The 17,396-nt window shown below is 64.5% G+C and carries 18 protein-coding genes; 6 read left to right on the top strand and 12 right to left on the bottom strand.

The features are described 5' to 3' along the window. Window positions 1-22: 22 nt before the first annotated feature. The 7 genes from P8014_RS11845 to rpoE all read right to left on the bottom strand — a co-directional run bounded on the left by P8014_RS11845 (window position 23) and on the right by rpoE (window position 5,685). Complete coding sequence (locus tag P8014_RS11845) at window positions 23-409, bottom strand: DUF4845 domain-containing protein (RefSeq protein ID WP_337817536.1); 387 nt, start codon at window positions 407-409, stop codon at window positions 23-25. A gap of 67 nt (window positions 410-476) precedes the next feature. Then, window positions 477-1,316, bottom strand: a complete 840-nt coding sequence (lepB, locus tag P8014_RS11840) for a signal peptidase I (RefSeq protein ID WP_337817535.1) — start codon at window positions 1,314-1,316, stop codon at window positions 477-479. Between the two features lie 37 nt (window positions 1,317-1,353). Then, a complete protein-coding gene (lepA, locus tag P8014_RS11835; RefSeq protein ID WP_337817534.1) occupies window positions 1,354-3,156 on the bottom strand; it encodes a translation elongation factor 4 in 1,803 nt (600 codons plus the stop codon). Next, on the bottom strand, window positions 3,149-3,388 hold the full coding sequence (locus P8014_RS11830; protein ID WP_337817533.1) for a glutaredoxin family protein: 240 nt from the start codon (window positions 3,386-3,388) through the stop codon (window positions 3,149-3,151). Before P8014_RS11830 ends, lepA begins: the two co-directional genes overlap by 8 nt. Window positions 3,389-3,523: 135 nt before the next feature. Further along, window positions 3,524-4,480 carry a MucB/RseB C-terminal domain-containing protein gene (locus P8014_RS11825; RefSeq protein ID WP_337817532.1) on the bottom strand — a complete coding sequence of 319 codons (957 nt, stop codon included), beginning with the start codon at window positions 4,478-4,480 and terminating at the stop codon, window positions 3,524-3,526. 18 nt (window positions 4,481-4,498) lie between these two features. Then, window positions 4,499-5,047: a sigma-E factor negative regulatory protein gene (locus P8014_RS11820; RefSeq protein WP_337817531.1), complete on the bottom strand. Its 549-nt coding sequence runs from the start codon at window positions 5,045-5,047 to the stop codon at window positions 4,499-4,501. 62 nt (window positions 5,048-5,109) lie between these two features. Next, on the bottom strand, window positions 5,110-5,685 hold the full coding sequence (gene rpoE / locus P8014_RS11815; RefSeq protein WP_337817530.1) for an RNA polymerase sigma factor RpoE: 576 nt from the start codon (window positions 5,683-5,685) through the stop codon (window positions 5,110-5,112). 166 nt (window positions 5,686-5,851) lie between these two features. Between rpoE and nadB the strand changes: the two genes are divergently transcribed. Genes nadB through P8014_RS11800 form a run of 3 tightly spaced genes read left to right on the top strand, consistent with a single transcriptional unit; the run spans window position 5,852 to window position 8,679 of the window. After that, window positions 5,852-7,558, top strand: a complete 1,707-nt coding sequence (gene nadB / locus P8014_RS11810; protein WP_337817529.1) for an L-aspartate oxidase — start codon at window positions 5,852-5,854, stop codon at window positions 7,556-7,558. After that, window positions 7,530-8,351, top strand: coding sequence for a sulfurtransferase (locus P8014_RS11805; RefSeq protein ID WP_337817528.1), 822 nt, complete (start codon window positions 7,530-7,532; stop codon window positions 8,349-8,351). The genes nadB and P8014_RS11805 overlap by 29 nt, the downstream gene beginning before the upstream one ends. A gap of 28 nt (window positions 8,352-8,379) precedes the next feature. Then, complete coding sequence (locus P8014_RS11800) at window positions 8,380-8,679, top strand: hypothetical protein (protein WP_337817527.1); 300 nt, start codon at window positions 8,380-8,382, stop codon at window positions 8,677-8,679. A 68-nt stretch (window positions 8,680-8,747) separates the two neighbouring features. Here P8014_RS11800 and P8014_RS11795 read toward each other — a convergent pair whose 3' ends face one another. The 5 genes from P8014_RS11795 to P8014_RS11775 are packed head-to-tail and all read right to left on the bottom strand — an operon-like array spanning window position 8,748 to window position 13,260. After that, window positions 8,748-9,212: a hydrogenase maturation protease gene (locus P8014_RS11795; RefSeq protein WP_337817526.1), complete on the bottom strand. Its 465-nt coding sequence runs from the start codon at window positions 9,210-9,212 to the stop codon at window positions 8,748-8,750. Further along, on the bottom strand, window positions 9,203-10,507 hold the full coding sequence (locus P8014_RS11790; protein ID WP_337817525.1) for a Ni/Fe hydrogenase subunit alpha: 1,305 nt from the start codon (window positions 10,505-10,507) through the stop codon (window positions 9,203-9,205). Before P8014_RS11790 ends, P8014_RS11795 begins: the two co-directional genes overlap by 10 nt. Next, window positions 10,500-11,312 carry a sulfhydrogenase subunit delta gene (locus tag P8014_RS11785; RefSeq protein WP_337817524.1) on the bottom strand — a complete coding sequence of 271 codons (813 nt, stop codon included), beginning with the start codon at window positions 11,310-11,312 and terminating at the stop codon, window positions 10,500-10,502. Before P8014_RS11785 ends, P8014_RS11790 begins: the two co-directional genes overlap by 8 nt. Further along, window positions 11,312-12,157, bottom strand: a complete 846-nt coding sequence (locus P8014_RS11780) for an FAD/NAD(P)-binding protein (RefSeq protein WP_337817523.1) — start codon at window positions 12,155-12,157, stop codon at window positions 11,312-11,314. Before P8014_RS11780 ends, P8014_RS11785 begins: the two co-directional genes overlap by 1 nt. Then, window positions 12,154-13,260, bottom strand: a complete 1,107-nt coding sequence (locus P8014_RS11775; protein WP_337817522.1) for a 4Fe-4S dicluster domain-containing protein — start codon at window positions 13,258-13,260, stop codon at window positions 12,154-12,156. The genes P8014_RS11780 and P8014_RS11775 overlap by 4 nt, the downstream gene beginning before the upstream one ends. A 244-nt stretch (window positions 13,261-13,504) precedes the next feature. On the opposite strand from P8014_RS11775, the gene P8014_RS11770 reads away from it, so the two are divergent. The 3 genes from P8014_RS11770 to P8014_RS11760 are packed head-to-tail and all read left to right on the top strand — an operon-like array spanning window position 13,505 to window position 17,320. Further along, entirely contained in the window at window positions 13,505-14,824 is a 1,320-nt protein-coding gene (locus tag P8014_RS11770) for an ATP-binding protein (RefSeq protein WP_337817521.1), read from the top strand. A gap of 37 nt (window positions 14,825-14,861) precedes the next feature. Beyond that, window positions 14,862-15,863: a HupU protein gene (locus tag P8014_RS11765; RefSeq protein WP_337817520.1), complete on the top strand. Its 1,002-nt coding sequence runs from the start codon at window positions 14,862-14,864 to the stop codon at window positions 15,861-15,863. 5 nt (window positions 15,864-15,868) lie between these two features. Beyond that, window positions 15,869-17,320, top strand: a complete 1,452-nt coding sequence (locus P8014_RS11760) for a nickel-dependent hydrogenase large subunit (RefSeq protein ID WP_337817519.1) — start codon at window positions 15,869-15,871, stop codon at window positions 17,318-17,320. Window positions 17,321-17,396: the final 76 nt, after the last annotated feature.

Below are 17,396 nucleotides of genomic sequence, written 5' to 3'. Positions count from 1 at the left end.
GCGCCGAACGAAAAACCGTGCATCAGCCACCGTTGTTCTTGCTTTCGTAGCTCACGGAATAATCGAAGCTCATCAGACCGTCGATGTTGGCGATCAGATGACGCTTGACCTGGTATTTGACTGTCAGCGTGGTCTGGTTGCCCACCGTCTTCATCTTGAAGTTCTTCTGCGTGATGTCGTTGATGTCGTTGATGTCCAGGCGCTTGGAGATGCCGTCCCACACGCCGTGGTAGTTCTTGCTGCCGATGCCGGGCGAATGCGCGACCTCGTTCATGATGGACTTGACGTTGTAGTAGTCCATGTACACCGGAAACAGGCGTATGCCGATAGTGAAGCCCACCCCGAGGATGGCCAGCAGCAGAAGCACCGAAATAAGAGAAACGCCACATTGGCTATTGCGCGTGCGCATCGCGATTGCTCCTCGATTGTCAGCCGCAAGCGGCCTCATTGTTGGAATTGGCAAATCATCGGTTCGTCTAGTGAATCATGTCGCCGATGCGGTGAAAGTCAACCCGATTGTCCTGGGAATCCCAATTCATCCAGATCAGAAAGGCTCTGCCGACCAGGTTGTTCTCGGGCACGAAGCCCCAGAAACGGCTATCGTTACTGTCGTCGCGGTTGTCGCCCATAACGAAGTAATGGCCCTTGGGCACGGTCACCGTTGCATCCGGCAGGCTGGAAACGGGAACCTGGGGCAGAATCAGGATTTCATGCTTGACGACGGTGCCGTTGCGCCGCGGAAGATATTCTATCTCCTTGTGCGCACCGCCCATCAGGTGGTTCGGTCCTTCGCCCTTGTAGATGCCGTCCGGCACGGTTTTGACCAGCTTGCCGTTGATGTAGAGCTTGTTGCCATCGTAGGTGATCTTGTCGCCCGGCAGGCCGATGATGCGCTTGATGTAGTCGATCGAAGGATTCTCCGGATAGCGGAACACGACCACATCGCCGCGCTGCGGCTCGCCCACGGGCACGATCTTGGTGTGGATCAACGGCAGGCGCAGGCCGAAGTCGAACTTGTTCACCAGGATGAAGTCGCCCACCAACAGGGTTGGCATCATAGAGCCGGAGGGAATGCGGAACGGTTCGGCTACGAAAGAGCGCAGAATGAGCACGACCAGCAGCACAGGAAAGAACGAGCGCGAGTATTCGACGTACCAGGGTTCCCTGATCGCATTGACGTTCTCGACCCCACCCTCCTGATCCGCCCCGTAGGCTTGCTTGCGACGCTTGGGGGCGACCCAGCGCGCATCGATCAACCAGACTAGGCCGGTGACCAGAACGGCGACGACCAGTACGAACTCCAGATCGAAACTCATGCGATAGTTTCCTCAACCTATGGCGCCCGCCGGGCGCTCAATTGTCTACGCGCAGCACGGCGAGAAAGGCCTCCTGCGGAATTTCCACCTTGCCGACCTGCTTCATGCGCTTCTTACCTGCTTTCTGTTTCTCCAGCAGCTTGCGCTTGCGCGACACGTCGCCACCATAGCATTTGGCCAACACGTTCTTGCGCAGCGCCTTGACCGAGGAACGCGCAATGATGTGCGTGCCGATCGCCGCCTGGATCGCCACTTCGAACATCTGACGCGGAATGAGTTCCTTCATGCGCTCGGTCAATTCGCGCCCGCGCGTCTGCGCGGCGTCGCGGTGCACGATCAGCGCCAGTGCGTCGACCCGGTCGCCGTTGATCAACACATCCACCCGCACCAGCGGAGCAGTCTGGAAACGTTCCATGTGATAGTCGAACGAGGCGTAGCCGCGGCTGACGGATTTCAGGCGATCGAAGAAATCGAGCACCACTTCGTTGAGCGGCAGCTCGTAGGCCAGCGAGACCTGTTTGCCCAGATACAGCATCTTGGCCTGCACGCCGCGCTTTTCGACGCACAGCGTGATCACCTGTCCGACGTATTCCTGCGGCACCAAGATGTTGGCGGTGATGATCGGCTCGCGAATCTCGGCGATCTCGTTGACCGGAGGCAGATCGCTCGGATTGTGGATCCGCACCACTTCCCCGCCGGTCGTCTGTACCTCGTAGATGACCGTAGGCGCGGTGGTGATGAGATCAAGGTCGTACTCGCGTTCCAGACGCTCCTGCACGATCTCCATGTGCAGCATGCCGAGAAAGCCGCAGCGGAAGCCGAAACCCAGCGCCTGCGAGGTCTCGGGCTCGTAGGCCAGCGCGGCGTCATTGAGCCGCAGCTTGTCCAGCGCGTCACGCAGGTCTTCGTAGTCATCCGATTCGACCGGGAAGATGCCGGCGAACACGCGCGGCTGCACTTCCTTGAAGCCCGGCAGCGGCTTGGCGGCGGGACGGTCGGCACCGGTGATGGTGTCGCCCACGCGCGCGCCGTCGATTTCCTTGATCGCGGCGATGACGTAGCCGACCTCGCCCGCCTCCAGGCTTTCGGTGACGAAAGGCTTGGGCTGGAACACGCCCACCTTGTCCACCTGCTGCGTACGCCCGGTCGACATCATCATGATCTTCTGCCGCGGCAGGATGCGCCCGGAGACGACACGCACCAGCGCGACCACGCCGACGTAGTTGTCGAACCAGGAGTCGATGATCAGAGCCTGCAGCGGTGCGTCGCGATCGCCCTCGGGCGGCGGGATCCGGGCGACCAACGTCTCGAGCAGGTCGGGCACGCCCTCTCCGGTCTTGGCGCTGATGCGCAGCGCATCCAGGGCTTCGATGCCGATGATCTCTTCGATCTCCTCGATCACCCGCTCCGGCTCGGCCGCCGGCAGGTCGATCTTGTTGAGCACCGGCACCACTTCCAGCCCCTGGTCGATGGCGGTATAGCAGTTGGCAACGCTCTGCGCCTCGACGCCCTGCGAAGCGTCCACCACCAGCAGCGCGCCCTCGCAGGCTGCCAGCGAGCGCGACACCTCGTAGGAGAAATCCACGTGGCCGGGCGTGTCGATGATGTTCAGCTGGTAGACCTCGCCGTCGGCGGCCTTGTAGTCCAGCGATACACTCTGCGCCTTGATGGTGATGCCGCGTTCACGCTCGATGTCCATGGAATCGAGCACCTGCGCGGACATTTCACGCTCGCTCAAACCACCGCAGAGCTGAATCAGGCGGTCCGCCAGCGTGGATTTGCCATGGTCGATATGCGCGATGATCGAAAAATTGCGAATGTTCTTGAGCGGCTTAGCCATCCGATAACGCCTGTCGCAGCACCCGCTCGTCGAGGCGATGACAGCAAATGATGTCCTCGCCCAGAGCCAGCACCGGTATTTTTTCGTTGAAGCGGCGCGCAAGCGCCGGGTCCGCGTCGATGTCGACGCGGCTGATCACGAAGCCGACATCCGGTCCCATACGCTCCAGTTCCTGCAGCATGTCGTCGCACAGATGACAACCTGCGCGGTGATATAGCGTAAGCGTATGCATTTAACGCGTCGGCGGAAACAGGGAACGGATTATGACGACGAAGACGCAAAAAGGCCATCCGCGGGCTGACGCGCCACAGCTCGCACGGGCTCGATTGAGCGACCCCTGGCCCGCGAATGCCCCCCGACGTGCTACCTACCCATTGCTTTGCCTGGCCAACGCGCCGGCGATATCACGGATAGTGCGCTGGGGCACCTCGCCCATCACGGTGACGTCATGACCATCCACCTTCGCGGCATACACGTTGAGCGCGCCGCTACGCAGAAAACTGCCATTTGCGGCAGCGTCCGCCGTCGCCGGCGCGATGAACACCGACACCGTGGAAACACCGTCGGACAACACCAGCTGACGCACCCGTTGGCCGCCGGCGGCGAGATTGCGTTCGCGTTCGGCGAACAGCTTGAAGCCCTCCGGCAGGCTGCTGAACCGCCAGGCGGAAGCATGCGTGGGCCCGGAGTCCTGCACCCGCTTGAGCGTATAGCCGGAACCAAGCACCGGAGGGGCGAACTCGCTGGCCGGCAGCGACCTGACCACCGTCAGCGAGGTGAACAGCATGCGTTCGACCACATTGCCATGCTGGTCGATGACCTCGGTTTCCAGGGGTAGATGATGCCGCAGGCCAACGCAAATACGCCGCGCATAGCGCAGCTTGTCCACCGGCTTCAGCACCACCTGGCGACAGGACATCCCCGCCACGCGGTGTGATCTGCCCAATTGCGGACGATAGTACGCACTCTTCCAGGAACCGGCGTCCAAGCCGCCGGGCAGCCCTGGATGGACGCTGCGCTGCATGATCACGATCGATTTGACCGAGGGGCGTACGTAGGTCACGCTGTTGCCGTCGATCAGCACCTCCCGGCGCGACCCATCCTTCGACACCAGCCGCTCGCGGACCCGCCCGGCATCCCATGCGTGCACCACCTTCAAGGTACTGAGCGCATTGCCGTTCTGATAGACGAAGATGCCTTCGTAATTCAGCTGCTTGACGGCCCTGTCCATACCCTGCAGGAGAGCCTCGGGAGATTCCTGCACATGCCCGGACGCCGACGCGTAGGCAGTGGAAACCAGGCCCAACGCCAAGCCCACAATCATCAACGTCCGCATACTCGGTCAGGAACTACCCGGCGCGTAGCCAACCATGCGTGCATAGGGCATCACGTCCTGGGCACCGCTTTGTTCCGCATGGCTGAGCAGATAGCCGTTCATGCGCATATAGCTCTCGAGCTGGTTCGGCACATGGTAACCGGGGTCGGACGCCTGATCCGCGGGAGCGACCGACGCCTCTATCGACGCCTGCTGCATACCGCCTTCCTCCGGCCCCAGCATCGACTGCAAACCGAAGACCATCGCACCAGCGACCGAGGCCGCCATCGCCAAGCCGAGCACCGGACGCACCCAGCGTCGACCCTGCCCTTGCGGCACAATCTGCTCGACGTCTTCTTCCCGAACCCGCTCCATCACCCGTGCGCTGAACGACGCGTCGGCCAGCATCGGCTGCTCCTGACGCAGCGCCTCGCCGATCAGATGATAACGCGCCCAGCGTCCACGCAACTCGGAGCTGTCGAGCAGCGCATCCACCCTGCGTCGGGTTTCGAAACGTTCCGTTTCCCCGTCCACCAGAGCAGAGAGATGTTCGTCTTGTCGGTTAGTCGTCTTCATGGTTTTCAATCCCGCCGGCACCAACGTGCCGGACTTCGAAAGTCCGTCAATCTCGCCTCCAGCTAGCCCAGTAAAGGACGCAACTGGCGGTCGATGGCTTCACGTGCGCGGAAAATCCGCGAACGCACCGTCCCGATCGGGCACTCCATCACCTGCGCGATCTCTTCGTAACTCATACCCTCAAGTTCGCGCAGTACGATTGCGCTTCTGAGGTCTTCGGGCAAATCCTCCATCGCCTTGAAAATTTGCTGCTTTATCTCTTCAGACAACAACTCCCTCTCGGGAGTTGCATATTCCTTCAAACCGGATTCGCCGTTCAGATGCTCGGCATCCTCGGCGTTGACCTCGTAATCCGGCGTTCGCCGCGATTCGGTCACCAGGAAATTCTTCGCCGTATTGATCGCGATCCTGTATAGCCATGTATAGAACGCGCTATCGCCCCGAAAGTTCCGTAGTCCGCGATAAGCTTTTATAAAGGCTTCCTGCGCGACATCCTGCGCCGCGACGGGATCGTGCACGTAACGCCCGATGAGATGCAGGATCTTGTGCTGATATTTCAGCACCAACAGATCGAAGGCGCGCGTATCCCCCGCCTGAACCCGGCGTACGAGTTCGACATCAGCGACCTCCTGGCTCATTGCACTATCCTAGACAAGCCTTTCCCAGGCCACCTGCGAAGCGCACATCAAGCCCCCGCAAAACCGATCAACCGACAAACGACTCAGAACAACGTCTCCACCCGCAAGCAGACCGAAGACAAACTAGACGGTCTGTTAGGAAAAGTGTGACAAAATAGCCCATCATATGACGAACACTCAAGGCAAACTCCCCCCCTTCGACGTACTGATCCTGGGCAGCGGCGCTGCAGGCCTAGGCCTCGCGCTACGCTTGGCCGACCACGCCCGAGTAGCCGTGCTCAGCAAAGGCGGCCTGGCTGAAGGCAGCACGTACTGGGCCCAGGGCGGCATTGCGGCCGTGCTCGACCCCGCCGATCGTCTCGACGCTCACGTCACCGACACCTTCGACGCCGGTGCCGGCCTGAACCGCCCGGAGACGGTACGCATGGTGGTCGAGCACGCCCCCGCGTGCATCGACTGGCTGGTGGAACTCGGCGTGCCCTTCAGCCGCGCCGGCGATGCCCCCGAGGCACTGCACCTCACGCGCGAAGGCGGACACAGCCATCGCCGCATAGCCCATGCCGAGGATGCCACCGGCCGGGCCATCGAGGAAACCCTGCTGCGCCACGCCCGCGCCAACCGCAACATCCATCTGTTCGAACAGCGCATCGCCGTCGACCTGATCACCGCACGCAAGCTCGGCGAAGCCGAGGACCGCGTGCTCGGCGCCTATGTACTGGACTGCGACAGCGGACAGGTCCAGATTTTCCGCGCTCCGATGGTCGTGCTGGCGACAGGCGGCGCCGGCAAGGTATACCTCTACACCTCCAACCCAGACACCGCTTCCGGCGACGGCATCGCCATGGCCTGGCGCGCAGGCTGCCGCGTGGCGGACATGGAGTTCATGCAGTTCCACCCGACCTGCCTGTACGACCCGCGCGCCAAGTCCTTCCTCATCAGCGAGGCGGTGCGCGGTGAAGGCGGCAGGCTGTTGCTGCCCGACGGCACGCGATTCATGCAGCGCTTCGATCCGCGCGGCGAACTCGCCCCGCGAGACATCGTCGCCCGCGCCATCGACCACGAAATGAAGCGCCTGGGCCTCGACTGCGTCTACCTCGACATCAGCCACCGCCCGCCCGAGTTCATCGCCGAACATTTCCCCAACATCCACCGCCGCTGCCTCGAACTCGGCTACGACATGACCCGCGAGCCCCTGCCCGTGGTGCCCGCCGCGCACTACACCTGCGGCGGGGTACTCACCGACCTCGACGGACGCACCGACATAGACGGCCTCTACGCCATCGGCGAAGTCGCCTGCACCGGCCTGCACGGCGCCAACCGGCTGGCCAGCAACTCGCTGCTCGAGTGCCTGGTATTCGCCGAAACCGCCGCCCAGGACATCCTGCGCCGACTGCCGTCGTCCCCGCGCGAGGCGCCGCAGATTCCGCACTGGGACGACAGCCGCGTCACCGACTCCGACGAGGAGGTCATCGTCACCCACAACTGGGAGGAACTGCGGCGCTTCATGTGGGACTACGTCGGCATCGTGCGCACGAACAAACGCCTGCAGCGCGCACAGCACCGCGCCGACCTGCTGCTCGGCGAGATCGACGAGTACTACAGCCACTTCCGCGTCAACTGCAATCTCATCGAGTTGCGCAATCTCGCCGTGGTGGCCAAACTGATCATCGTTTCCGCGCTGGCGCGGCACGAAAGCCGCGGCCTGCACTACAACCTCGACTACCCTGACGCCGACCCTGCCCTCGCCCAGGTCGACACCGTCCTCGCTCCCATCCCGGGGAGCCCCGGCATGGCGCCGCCCAGGGTCTGCTCTCCGTCCCCAGAAAAATCCGGAGGATCCGCCCATGGACAAGCCCCTGCCGCTGATCATTGAACCCGCCGACCTCGAGTCGCTGCTCGGAGATCCCGAACTGATCGTGGTCGACCTGTGCAAGCCGGAACTCTACGCCCGCATGCACGTGCCCGGTGCCGTGCACGTCAATTACTCCGATATCGTCTCGGCCCGCGAACCGATTGCCGGACTACTGCCCGACGAGGACCAGTTCAGCCGCGTCCTGTCCACGATCGGCTTCAGCGACGGCAAGCACATCGTCGCCTATGACGACGAGGGCGGCGGCAAGGCCGGACGGCTGCTGTGGACGCTGGCCGCCTTCGGCCTGGAAGGTCACACGCTGCTCAACGGCGGCCTGCACGCCTGGGCCAACGAAGGCCACCCGTTGGAGGAAACGCCCGCCTCGGCGCCGCCCAGCGACTACCGCGCGCACTACCACGGCGAAGTGGTCGCCGACCGCGACTACATCGCGGCGCATCTACAGGACGACAAAGTGCTGCTTATCGACGCCCGCTCGCTGCCCGAATACCACGGCCACGACGTGCGCGCAGCGCGCGGCGGACGCATTCCCGGCGCCAGGCACTTCGAATGGACCCGCGCCATGGATCAGGGACGCAACCTGCGCCTGCGCGAAGAACAGGAACTGCTCAGCGAACTGGAAGCCCTCGGCGCCACGCCCGACAAGGAAATCATCTGCTACTGCCAGACGCACCACCGTTCGGCGCACACCTGGGCCATGCTGCGCCACCTGGGCTACACCAACGTCAAGGGCTACGAAGGCGCCTGGTCGGACTGGGGCAACGCGCCGGACGTACCGGTCGAGGAAGGTTCCTGAGGCACGGTGGGAGGAGCGCGCCCGACTCATGGCAGGCATCGGAGTTTTGCTGCTGGTGGGATTCGCCTGGCTGTCCAGCGCCAACGGCAAACCGATCATGTTCGCCGCTCTGTATACCGCATTGGGCCTGGCGTTGTCGCTGGTCACCAGCGGCTTCGCGCCAGGCCATCTACTACTAGGCGGCGCGATCACCTTCATCTATTGCGCGGTCTATTTCGGTCTGATGCATCGGGTCAGCGACAGCCTGACCCTCACCTTCCTCGTCCTCATCGCCGGCGCCTTGCTTTGGTTCGGCTGGCCGCTGCTGCTCATGGCGGCGACCAAGTAACGCCTGAAAAAACGATCAACAATGCGAGCCGAAATCACCGGCTTCGCGCGCCGCACGCGACGGGGCGCTTATAACAGTGGCTCACCCAGGCTGTCGCGCAGTCGCATCGAGAGTTCATCAAGCGCCCGTGCCACACATGCCTGCGGCAGTTCGGCTTCGGGCTTGCAGCCGGCTTCAATCGCCAGCAGCCTGACCGCCGGCAACGGCTCGTTGAGGGCCGCCCCCAACGCCAGAGCGTCGGCCACACCCGCGCCATGGGTGGAAAAGCTCTCGCCCGCCAGCCCCAGATCCTCCGGCACCAACCAGCGTAGGTGACCAACTCGTCCGCCAGCCAGCGCGTCGACGATCCAGGCTTCATCACAATCGCGCAGCTGCTCGAGCAGGGCAACACCGGGGCGGTCGCAGCAACCGATGCGCAGTTCGCCGAGCGCATAGCGGCTGTGCGGATGACGCGCCCCCAGCGCTTCGACCACGTCCCAGCCGATGCGGTCGACGCCGAACGGCGAGCCGATGCCGAGAACCTTCAGTCGCAACCGCGGTCGACCTCGAGGCGCAGGAAATGCGTTGCACACGAAATGCACGGATCGTAATTGCGAATGACCATCTCGCCGTGCAACCGCAGCACGTCGTCCGCCTGTTCCAGGCCGCAGGCTTCCAGCGACAGGCGCAGATCCTCCTCGATGCGCGCCTGGTTCTGGCTGGTCGGCGGCACGATTCGCGCCGCGCTGATCAGGCCGTCCTCGCCGACGCCGTAGCGGTGCCACAGCAGGCCGCGCGGTGCCTCGCTGGCACCGGCCGCATTGCCGGCACGCACGCTGAACGGCGCGGCCGACTGATCCGGCAGCGCGTAGTCTTCCAGCAACCGGATCGCCTCGAAGATGACCAGATGGATTTCCACCGCACGCGCGACCACCGAATGGAAAGTATTGCGGCTGGGGAATTCGATGCCAGTGCGCTCCAACGCGGCGCGTACGGGTTCCGGCAGACGATCCAGGTTGAGGTTGAGCCGCGCCAGCGGGCCGACCAGATAGGGTTCTCCGTGCAACTTGGCGTGCAGTGCCGTGGAATGCGGCGCATGTTCTTCGACGAAATGCGCCTCGTATTCCTCCGCATCGATATCCAGCCCGGTACTGCTGACGATACGGCCGGAGTACAGCGGATACTCTTCCGGGTGGCGCAGCGACACGCTGACGAAGTCCTGGTCCGACTCGGGCAGCGGCAGCGACGCCGTCCACGCGACCAGGGCTTCAGCCTCTAGCAACGCCACGCGCAAGCGCTTCAGCATGCCGTCCACCGCGGTCTGCGTCGGCGCATGATGGAAACCGCCCACACGAACGCCGACCGGATGCACCGAACGGCCTCCGAACAGCGCGATCAGCGCGTTGCCCAGGGACTGCAGCCGCAGCCCGCGCTTGACCTCCTCGGGGTACGTCTGCGCCATGCCGAGCACGCTGTCGGTGCCGAGAAAATCGGGCGCCGCGAGCAGGTGCACGTGCAAGGCATGGCTTTGCAGCCATTCACCGCAGTAGAACACCCGTCGCATGCGCTCGGCCCAGACCGGCAGCTGCACGCCGAAAACGCGCTCCAGCGCCTGCGCCGCGCTCATCTGATACGCCACAGGACAGATGCCGCAGATGCGCGCCACGGCGTCGATCACGTCCTGATGATCGCGTCCTTCGAGGAATTTCTCGAAAAACCGCGGCGGTTCGTAGATACGCAGCTTCAGTTCGTCGATATGCCCGTCGCGCACGCTCAGCAGCAGCGCACCCTCGCCTTCGACCCGCGCCAGCACCGGCACTTCGATCCGCACGTTGCGCTTTTCAGTCATCGGCCTGCTCCTGCCAATACCGTCCTGCCTCGCGGAAGGCCGGCGCCTGGCTGTCGATAAAGGAGAAACGTCGCGACACCGCCGCGGGCGCGAGGCCCAGTTCGCGCAGGCGGCGCCCTTGCGCCGCCGTATTCGGGTTCTCTCCCGGACCGTAGCAGGCGTAGCAGTCGCGGCCATGCGTCGGGCACAGCGCGCCGCAGCCGGTCTGCGTCACCGGTCCCATGCACGGCAGCCCCTTCGCCACCATCACGCAGACCGCGCGCTGGCGCTTGCACTCCAGGCAGACCTTACCCTGTTCGCGCGCAGGCACGGCGCCTCCGAGCAGCGAGGCGATCGCCGCCAACACCTCGCGTCCGCTTACCGGACAACCCCAGATCTCGAAATCGACCTTGACGTGTTCGCCGATCGCAGTGGAGGTCGCCAGGCTCGAGATATGCTCCGGGCTGGCATAGACCGCACGCACCCAGGCGTCGGCGTCGGCCGTGTTGCGCAGGGCCTGCAGACCGCCGGCCGTGGCGCAGGCGCCGATGGTGATGAGATAGCGGCTGTTGGCGCGCACCCGCTGGATGCGCTCCACGTCCTCCGGCGTGGCGACGCTGCCTTCCACCAGCGCGATATCGGCCTCCGCCTCCGGGTCCACCGGGCCGGCCTCCGCGAAATGCACGAAATCCACCCGCCCGGCCAGACTCAGCAGATCCTCGCCGGCGTTGAGCAGGGCGAGCTGGCAACCATCGCAGGAACTGAACTTGTGCACCGCCACACGGGGGCGCGGTACCGTCATCGTACTGCTGTGAGAATCCGGCATCAGAACCCCCGATGTTCCAGGTAAGTACGAATTTCGGCGTAGGGAAACACCGGCCCCTCGCGGCACACGAAGGGCGCGCCGAGCTGGCAATGGCCGCAATGGCCCAGGGCGCACTGCATGTTGCGCTCCATGCTCAGCCACAGGCTCTCCTCGCCGACGCCCTGTTCTTCCAGGGCCTGCCCGGCGGCGCGCATCATCGGCTCAGGGCCGCACATCATGACCGCCGCCGCGGCACGGTCGAATTGCGCCTGCCCCAGCAACGTGGTGACCGGCCCGATCCCCCAGGCCCATTCAGGTCCGCCCACGTCGGCCGCCAGCAGCACCTGCGTGTCGGCCAGACCGGCCCACTCCTGGTAGCGATCTCTCCAGATCAGATCCGCACTGTGCTTGACGCCCTGCAGGATGACCAGACGCCGATAGTCGTCGCGCCGGCGCAGCACGTAGTGAATGACGGACACCACCGGCGCGCAACCCAGGCCCCCGGTGATCAGCACGACGTCCCTGCCGCGGACCTCCTGCAGGGGCCAGCCGCGGCCGTAAGGACCGCGCAGGCCGATGCGATCACCCGGGCCCAATGCAGCCATCGCCCGTGTCACCCGCCCCACCTCGCGCACGGTGTGGTCGATCAGATCCGGCCTGCGCGGATCGGAAACGATGGAGATCGGCACCTCGCCCAGGCCGTGCAGTCCCAGCATGTTGAACTGACCGGGCTGGAAGGCATAGTTCTCGCGGCGCTGCGGATCGGTCAGGCGCAGACTCAGAGTGAACACGCCCGGCGACTCCTCGACGCGCTCGACGATTTCCGCCTCGCTCGGGAGGTAGGGACTGACGGGCTGGCTACTCATGTCCGATCCGCGCACAAGGCATGCGCCTCCTCGGTGATGTCGATTCCCACCGGACACCAGGTCACGCAACGGCCGCAGCCGACGCAGCCGGACCGGCCGTACTGGTCATGCCAGGTGGCCAGCTTGTGCACCAGCCACTGGCGATAGCGCGTGCGCGTATCCGGCCTCACCACGAAACCGCTCAGCCGGCTGTGCCCCTCGGTGAAGCAGGAATCCCACTGCCGGTAGTGGTCGCTGCTCCGTCCGTCGATATCCGGCAACTCGACCTCGGCGTGGCAGAAGCAGGTCGGGCACACCGCGGTGCAGTTGCCGCAGGACAGGCAGCGCTCGGCAACCTCGGCCCAGCGCGGGTGCTCGAGGCGCTGCATCAGCGGCGTGCGCAGGTCCTGTCCGGGCAGACTGCGCTGCTGTCCCGCTGCAGCCTGATCCACCTCAGCCTCGGCGCTGACACAGAGATCCGCCGACGCCTCGCTCAGGGGCAGCATGCCGCAAAACGCATGGCCCGCAGGGCTTCCTGAACTAACGATGAAACCGCCGTCCAACTCGTGCAGCGCGACGTCGAAACCGGCTTCTGCACGCGGACCGTCACCGGTCGAGGCGCAGAAACAAGTATCGGCGGGATGCGTGCAATGCACTGCGACGAGAAACAGGCTCTCACGCCGCGCACGGTAGGATGGATCGGGGAACGTACCTTCCAGGAAATGCTGATCCTGCAGCGCCAGCGCAGCGAGATCACAGGCGCGCACCCCCAGCACGGCGGTCGGCTCGACAGACTCCGCCGACTCACGAAAGCGCAGCGCGCCATCCTCCGCGCGTTCGCTGGTCCACAAACGCTCCCGCGGGCTGAATACCAGCGGCTTGAGCGCCTGCGGCCCGTCCGCCCAGGCGAAACACCGCGGCGTGTCGGCCTGCTCAAGGCGATATCGTCCAGGGGCCTGCACATCGTGTAAACCATGCGGCAGTTGAGCCTCGCTCTCCAACGGCTCATAGACCACCGCACCGTCACGCACCTGCGGGCCGATCACACGGCGCCCGCCGGCGCCGAGCGCCGCAATCAGCTCGTGGAGTAAGGACCGCGCCAAAAACCCTTCCAATCTAGCCATCGCAAGCCGCCCGCTCCGTTGCCTTGAATGGAATCGGTTAACTCTAATTCAATCCGAACCGGAAGCACAAAGGCCACCCGCCGCCGCTACCCCCCAAGAGACCTCCGGATGATGGCGCCCCGAAGAAGTCTTGCGTGGAAGCAATAGACTACACCTCCCCTATACTTCAAATTCTGACCGCACGCAAACACAAATACCATATTTTTTGAATATAAATTTTATCCCTAACCGGACTCCCGTCTCCGTGAAACAGCCTGAAGACAGCGACAACCTGCCGGATGCCTCGGAAATCGTGTGGATGGACGTAATCCACAAGATGGACGAGACCTACGAGAATCTGGTCCGTCACCAGGTCGAACTCGAGCGCAAGAACACCGAACTCGAGGAGGTCCAGACCTTCATCGCCAGCGTGCAATCATCCATGACCGACGTGATGATCGTGTGCGACGCCGAAGGCTGCATCCAACAGGTCAACCGTTCGCTGGAGGCTCTCACCGGGCGCTCCGCCGCCGATTGGACAGGCCAGCCGCTCAGCGCACTGTTTGCACCGTCGTCCAAAAAACTGGCCGACTCTTTTCGAGAGCTTCTCCTCAAACAAACCGTCTACGACTGTGAAGTCAGCATGGTCGGGCGCGAGGAAGCCGTGCCTCTTTCGCTGAACTGCAGCACCCGCTTCGACCACCGGCGCCGCCCGGTAGGAGCCGTACTCATCGGCCGTCCGGTGGGCGAACTGCGCAAGGCCTACGAAGCCCTCAACCAGGCCCACGACCAGCTCAAGCAGGCCCAGAAGAGCCTGGTGCAGGCCGAGAAGATGGCCTCTCTCGGCCGCCTGGTCGCCGGCGTCGCGCACGAACTCAACAATCCGATCAGCTTCGTCTACGGCAACGTACACGTCCTGCAGGGCTACGTGCGCAAGCTCGACCGCTACCTCGCCACGGTGCACGGCGAAGGCCTGGGCGAAGCGCAGGAGGAACTGCGCCGGCAGCTGCGCATAGACAACGTCCTCAAGGATCTGGAGCCACTCATGGAAGGCACTCTGGAAGGCTCCGAGCGTGTCCGCGACATCGTCGAGGATCTGCGCCGCTTCTCAAGCGGACAAAAGGCCATGAACGCGAGTTTCGACTTCGCCCACGTGATCAGGACCGCGATGCACTGGGTGCTCAAAGGCGCGCGCCAGGACATCCGCACGGAGATCGAGCTGCCGGACGATTTCCACAGCACGGGGCACGCCGGACAGATGCATCAGGTGGTCATGAACCTCGTCCAAAACGCGGTCGACGCCACCGCCGAACTCGGCGCCCCCCACATCCGCGTCTGCGGCGGACAGGACGGCAAACGGCTCTGGCTCGAGGTGCACGACAACGGCCCAGGCGTTTCCGCCGAGGACCGCGAACGCGTGTTCGATCCCTTTTTCACCCATAAACCGGTGGGCCAGGGCACCGGCCTCGGACTGTCGATCAGCTACGGCATCGTCGCCGAGCATCGCGGTACACTGCGCGTCGGCGACAGCCCACTGGGCGGCGCGCTGTTCCGCATCGAGCTGCCGCTCGGTGACGGCGCCTAGCCGCCCGAGCCCATTTAAAGAGGAAATTACACCGGCCATGCCCAACTTCACCGTGATCTGGCTGCAATCCGGCGGCTGCGGCGGCTGCACCATGTCGCTGCTGTGCGCCGAAAACCCCGGCCTGACCGAGCGTCTCGAGGACGCCGGCATCGAGCTGCTGTGGCATCCCTCGCTGAGCCAGGCCACCGGCGGCGAAGCGCTGCAGCAGATCGAAGCCGTACTTGGCGGACAGCGCAGGCTCGACGCGCTCTGCGTCGAGGGCTCCCTGCTGCGCGGCCCCAACGGCACCGGACGCTTTCACGTGCTCGCCGGCACCGGACGCGCGATGATCGACTGGGTGCGGGAACTGGCCGCAGTGGCGCGCCACACCGTGGCCGTGGGCACCTGCGCGGCCTTCGGCGGCGTCACCGCCGGCGGTTCCAATCCGACCGATGCCTGTGGCCTGCAGTACGACGGCCGCTACCCGGGCGGCCTGCTGGGCACCGGCTACCGCTCCGGCGCGGGTCTGCCGGTGATCAACGTGGCCGGCTGTCCCACACACCCGGACTGGGTGCTGGACACGCTGCAGCTGCTGGCGCGCGACGAACTGGCCGCCGAGCATCTGGATCAGTTCGCCCGGCCGAGCATGTATACCGAGCACCTCGCCCACCACGGCTGCCCGCGCAACGAGTTCTACGAATACAAGGCCAGCGCCGTGCAACCCTCCGACCTCGGCTGCATGATGGAACATCTCGGCTGCCTCGGCACTCAGGCGCACGCCGACTGCAACACCCGCCCCTGGAACGGTGAAGGCTCCTGCACCCGCGGCGGCTATGCCTGCATCAACTGCGCCGCGCCGGAGTTCGAGGAACCCGGTCACCCCTTCCTGGAGACGCCGAACGTGGCCGGCATCCCGATCGGCCTGCCGACCGACATGCCCAAGGCCTGGTTCATCGCACTCAGCTCCCTGGCCAAGGCGGCAACACCCGCGCGCATCAAACAAAACGCCCGCGCCGATCACATCGTCGCCCGCCCGAGCCGCAAGACCAGGCGGAGCTGAGCGGCATGTCGCGACTGGTCATGGGGCCCTTCAACCGGGTCGAGGGCGATCTCGAAGTACAGATCGAAACCGCCGACGGGCGCGTTTCCAGCGCCTGGGTCAACTCGCCGCTGTACCGCGGCTTCGAACAGATCCTACTCGGCAAGGCCCCGGAAGACGCGCTGGTCTACGCCCCGCGGGTATGCGGCGTCTGCTCGATTTCACAGTCGGTGGCCGCCGCACACGCGCTGGCCGATGCCTACGGCGCCGAGACGCCGCCCAACGGCGTGCATGCCATCAACCTGATCCACGCCAACGAGAATCTGGTCGACCACCTGACCCATTTCTACCTGTTCTTCATGCCCGACTTCGCGCGCGAAGAGTATGCCGCGCGCCCCTGGCACGAAACGGTCGCACAGCGCTTTCGCGCGGTGCACGGCAGCGCCGCCGCCGAATTCCTGCAGGCACGGGCCGAGTTCATGCACCTGATGGGACTTCTCGCCGGCAAATGGCCGCACAGCCTCGCCATCCAGCCCGGCGGCTGCACCCGCGCCGTCACGCCACGCGAGCGCCTGCATCTAGGCAACATCGTCGGCAGCTTCCGCCGCTTCCTGGAGAAGCGCGTATTCGGCTCGCCGCTGGAGGAAATCGCAGCCCTGGACGACATCGCCGCGCTACGCCGCTGGCAGGAAACGCATGCCCCGTCCCGCAGCGACTTCGCCTGTTTTCTCGAACTCGCCGACGACACCGGGCTGGCCTCGCTGGGCCGCGCAGCCGATCGCTTCATGAGCTACGGCAGCTATCGCGGCCCGGAAGGGGCGACGCATTTCGCACGCGGCGTGTGGCACGACGGCCGGCACAGCAGGCTCGACATCGACGGCATCACCGAGGACGTCAGCCACAGCTGGATGGCCGGCGAAACCGAACCGCCTGCTCGCGGCCTGACCCAACCGGACCCGGAGCGCCAAGATGCCTACAGCTGGTGCAAGGCACCCCGCCTGCACGGCGGGACGGTCGAGGTCGGCGCCCTGGCGCGCCAGGTTGTGGACGGCCAGCCGCTGATTCGCGAACTGGTGACCGAATCCGGCGGCAACGTACGCAACCGGGTCATCGCCCGCCTGCTCGAAACCGCTCGCGTCACGCTGGCCATGGTGGCGTGGATCGACGCTCTGCGCCCGGGCGAGCCCTTCCATGTCCCCACCCGGTCGTTGGCGGAGTGTGCGGGCGTCGGCTTGACGGAGGCCGCGCGCGGCAGCCTCGGACACTGGCTGACGATCGAGGACGGCCGCATTCGCAACTACCAGATCATTTCACCGACCACCTGGAATTTCTCCCCGCGTGACGCGAACGGCAGGCCCGGCGCGCTCGAACAGGCACTGGAAAACACCCCCATAGACGATGACGGCGCGAACCAACCCATCGCCGTGCAGCACATCGTGCGCTCATTCGACCCCTGCATGGTCTGCACCGTACACTGAACGGTCGCGGCACAAAACGAAAAGTTACTTTCCAAATTCGCATCAAAATAGGAAATCAATCTTCCATATTGATCAA

Source organism: Acidihalobacter sp. (assembly GCF_037381185.1).
Lineage (GTDB): Bacteria > Pseudomonadota > Gammaproteobacteria > DSM-5130 > Acidihalobacteraceae > Acidihalobacter_A.
Note: the sequence above shows the minus strand (reverse complement) of the source record. Positions and strands in the feature narration are given on the sequence as shown.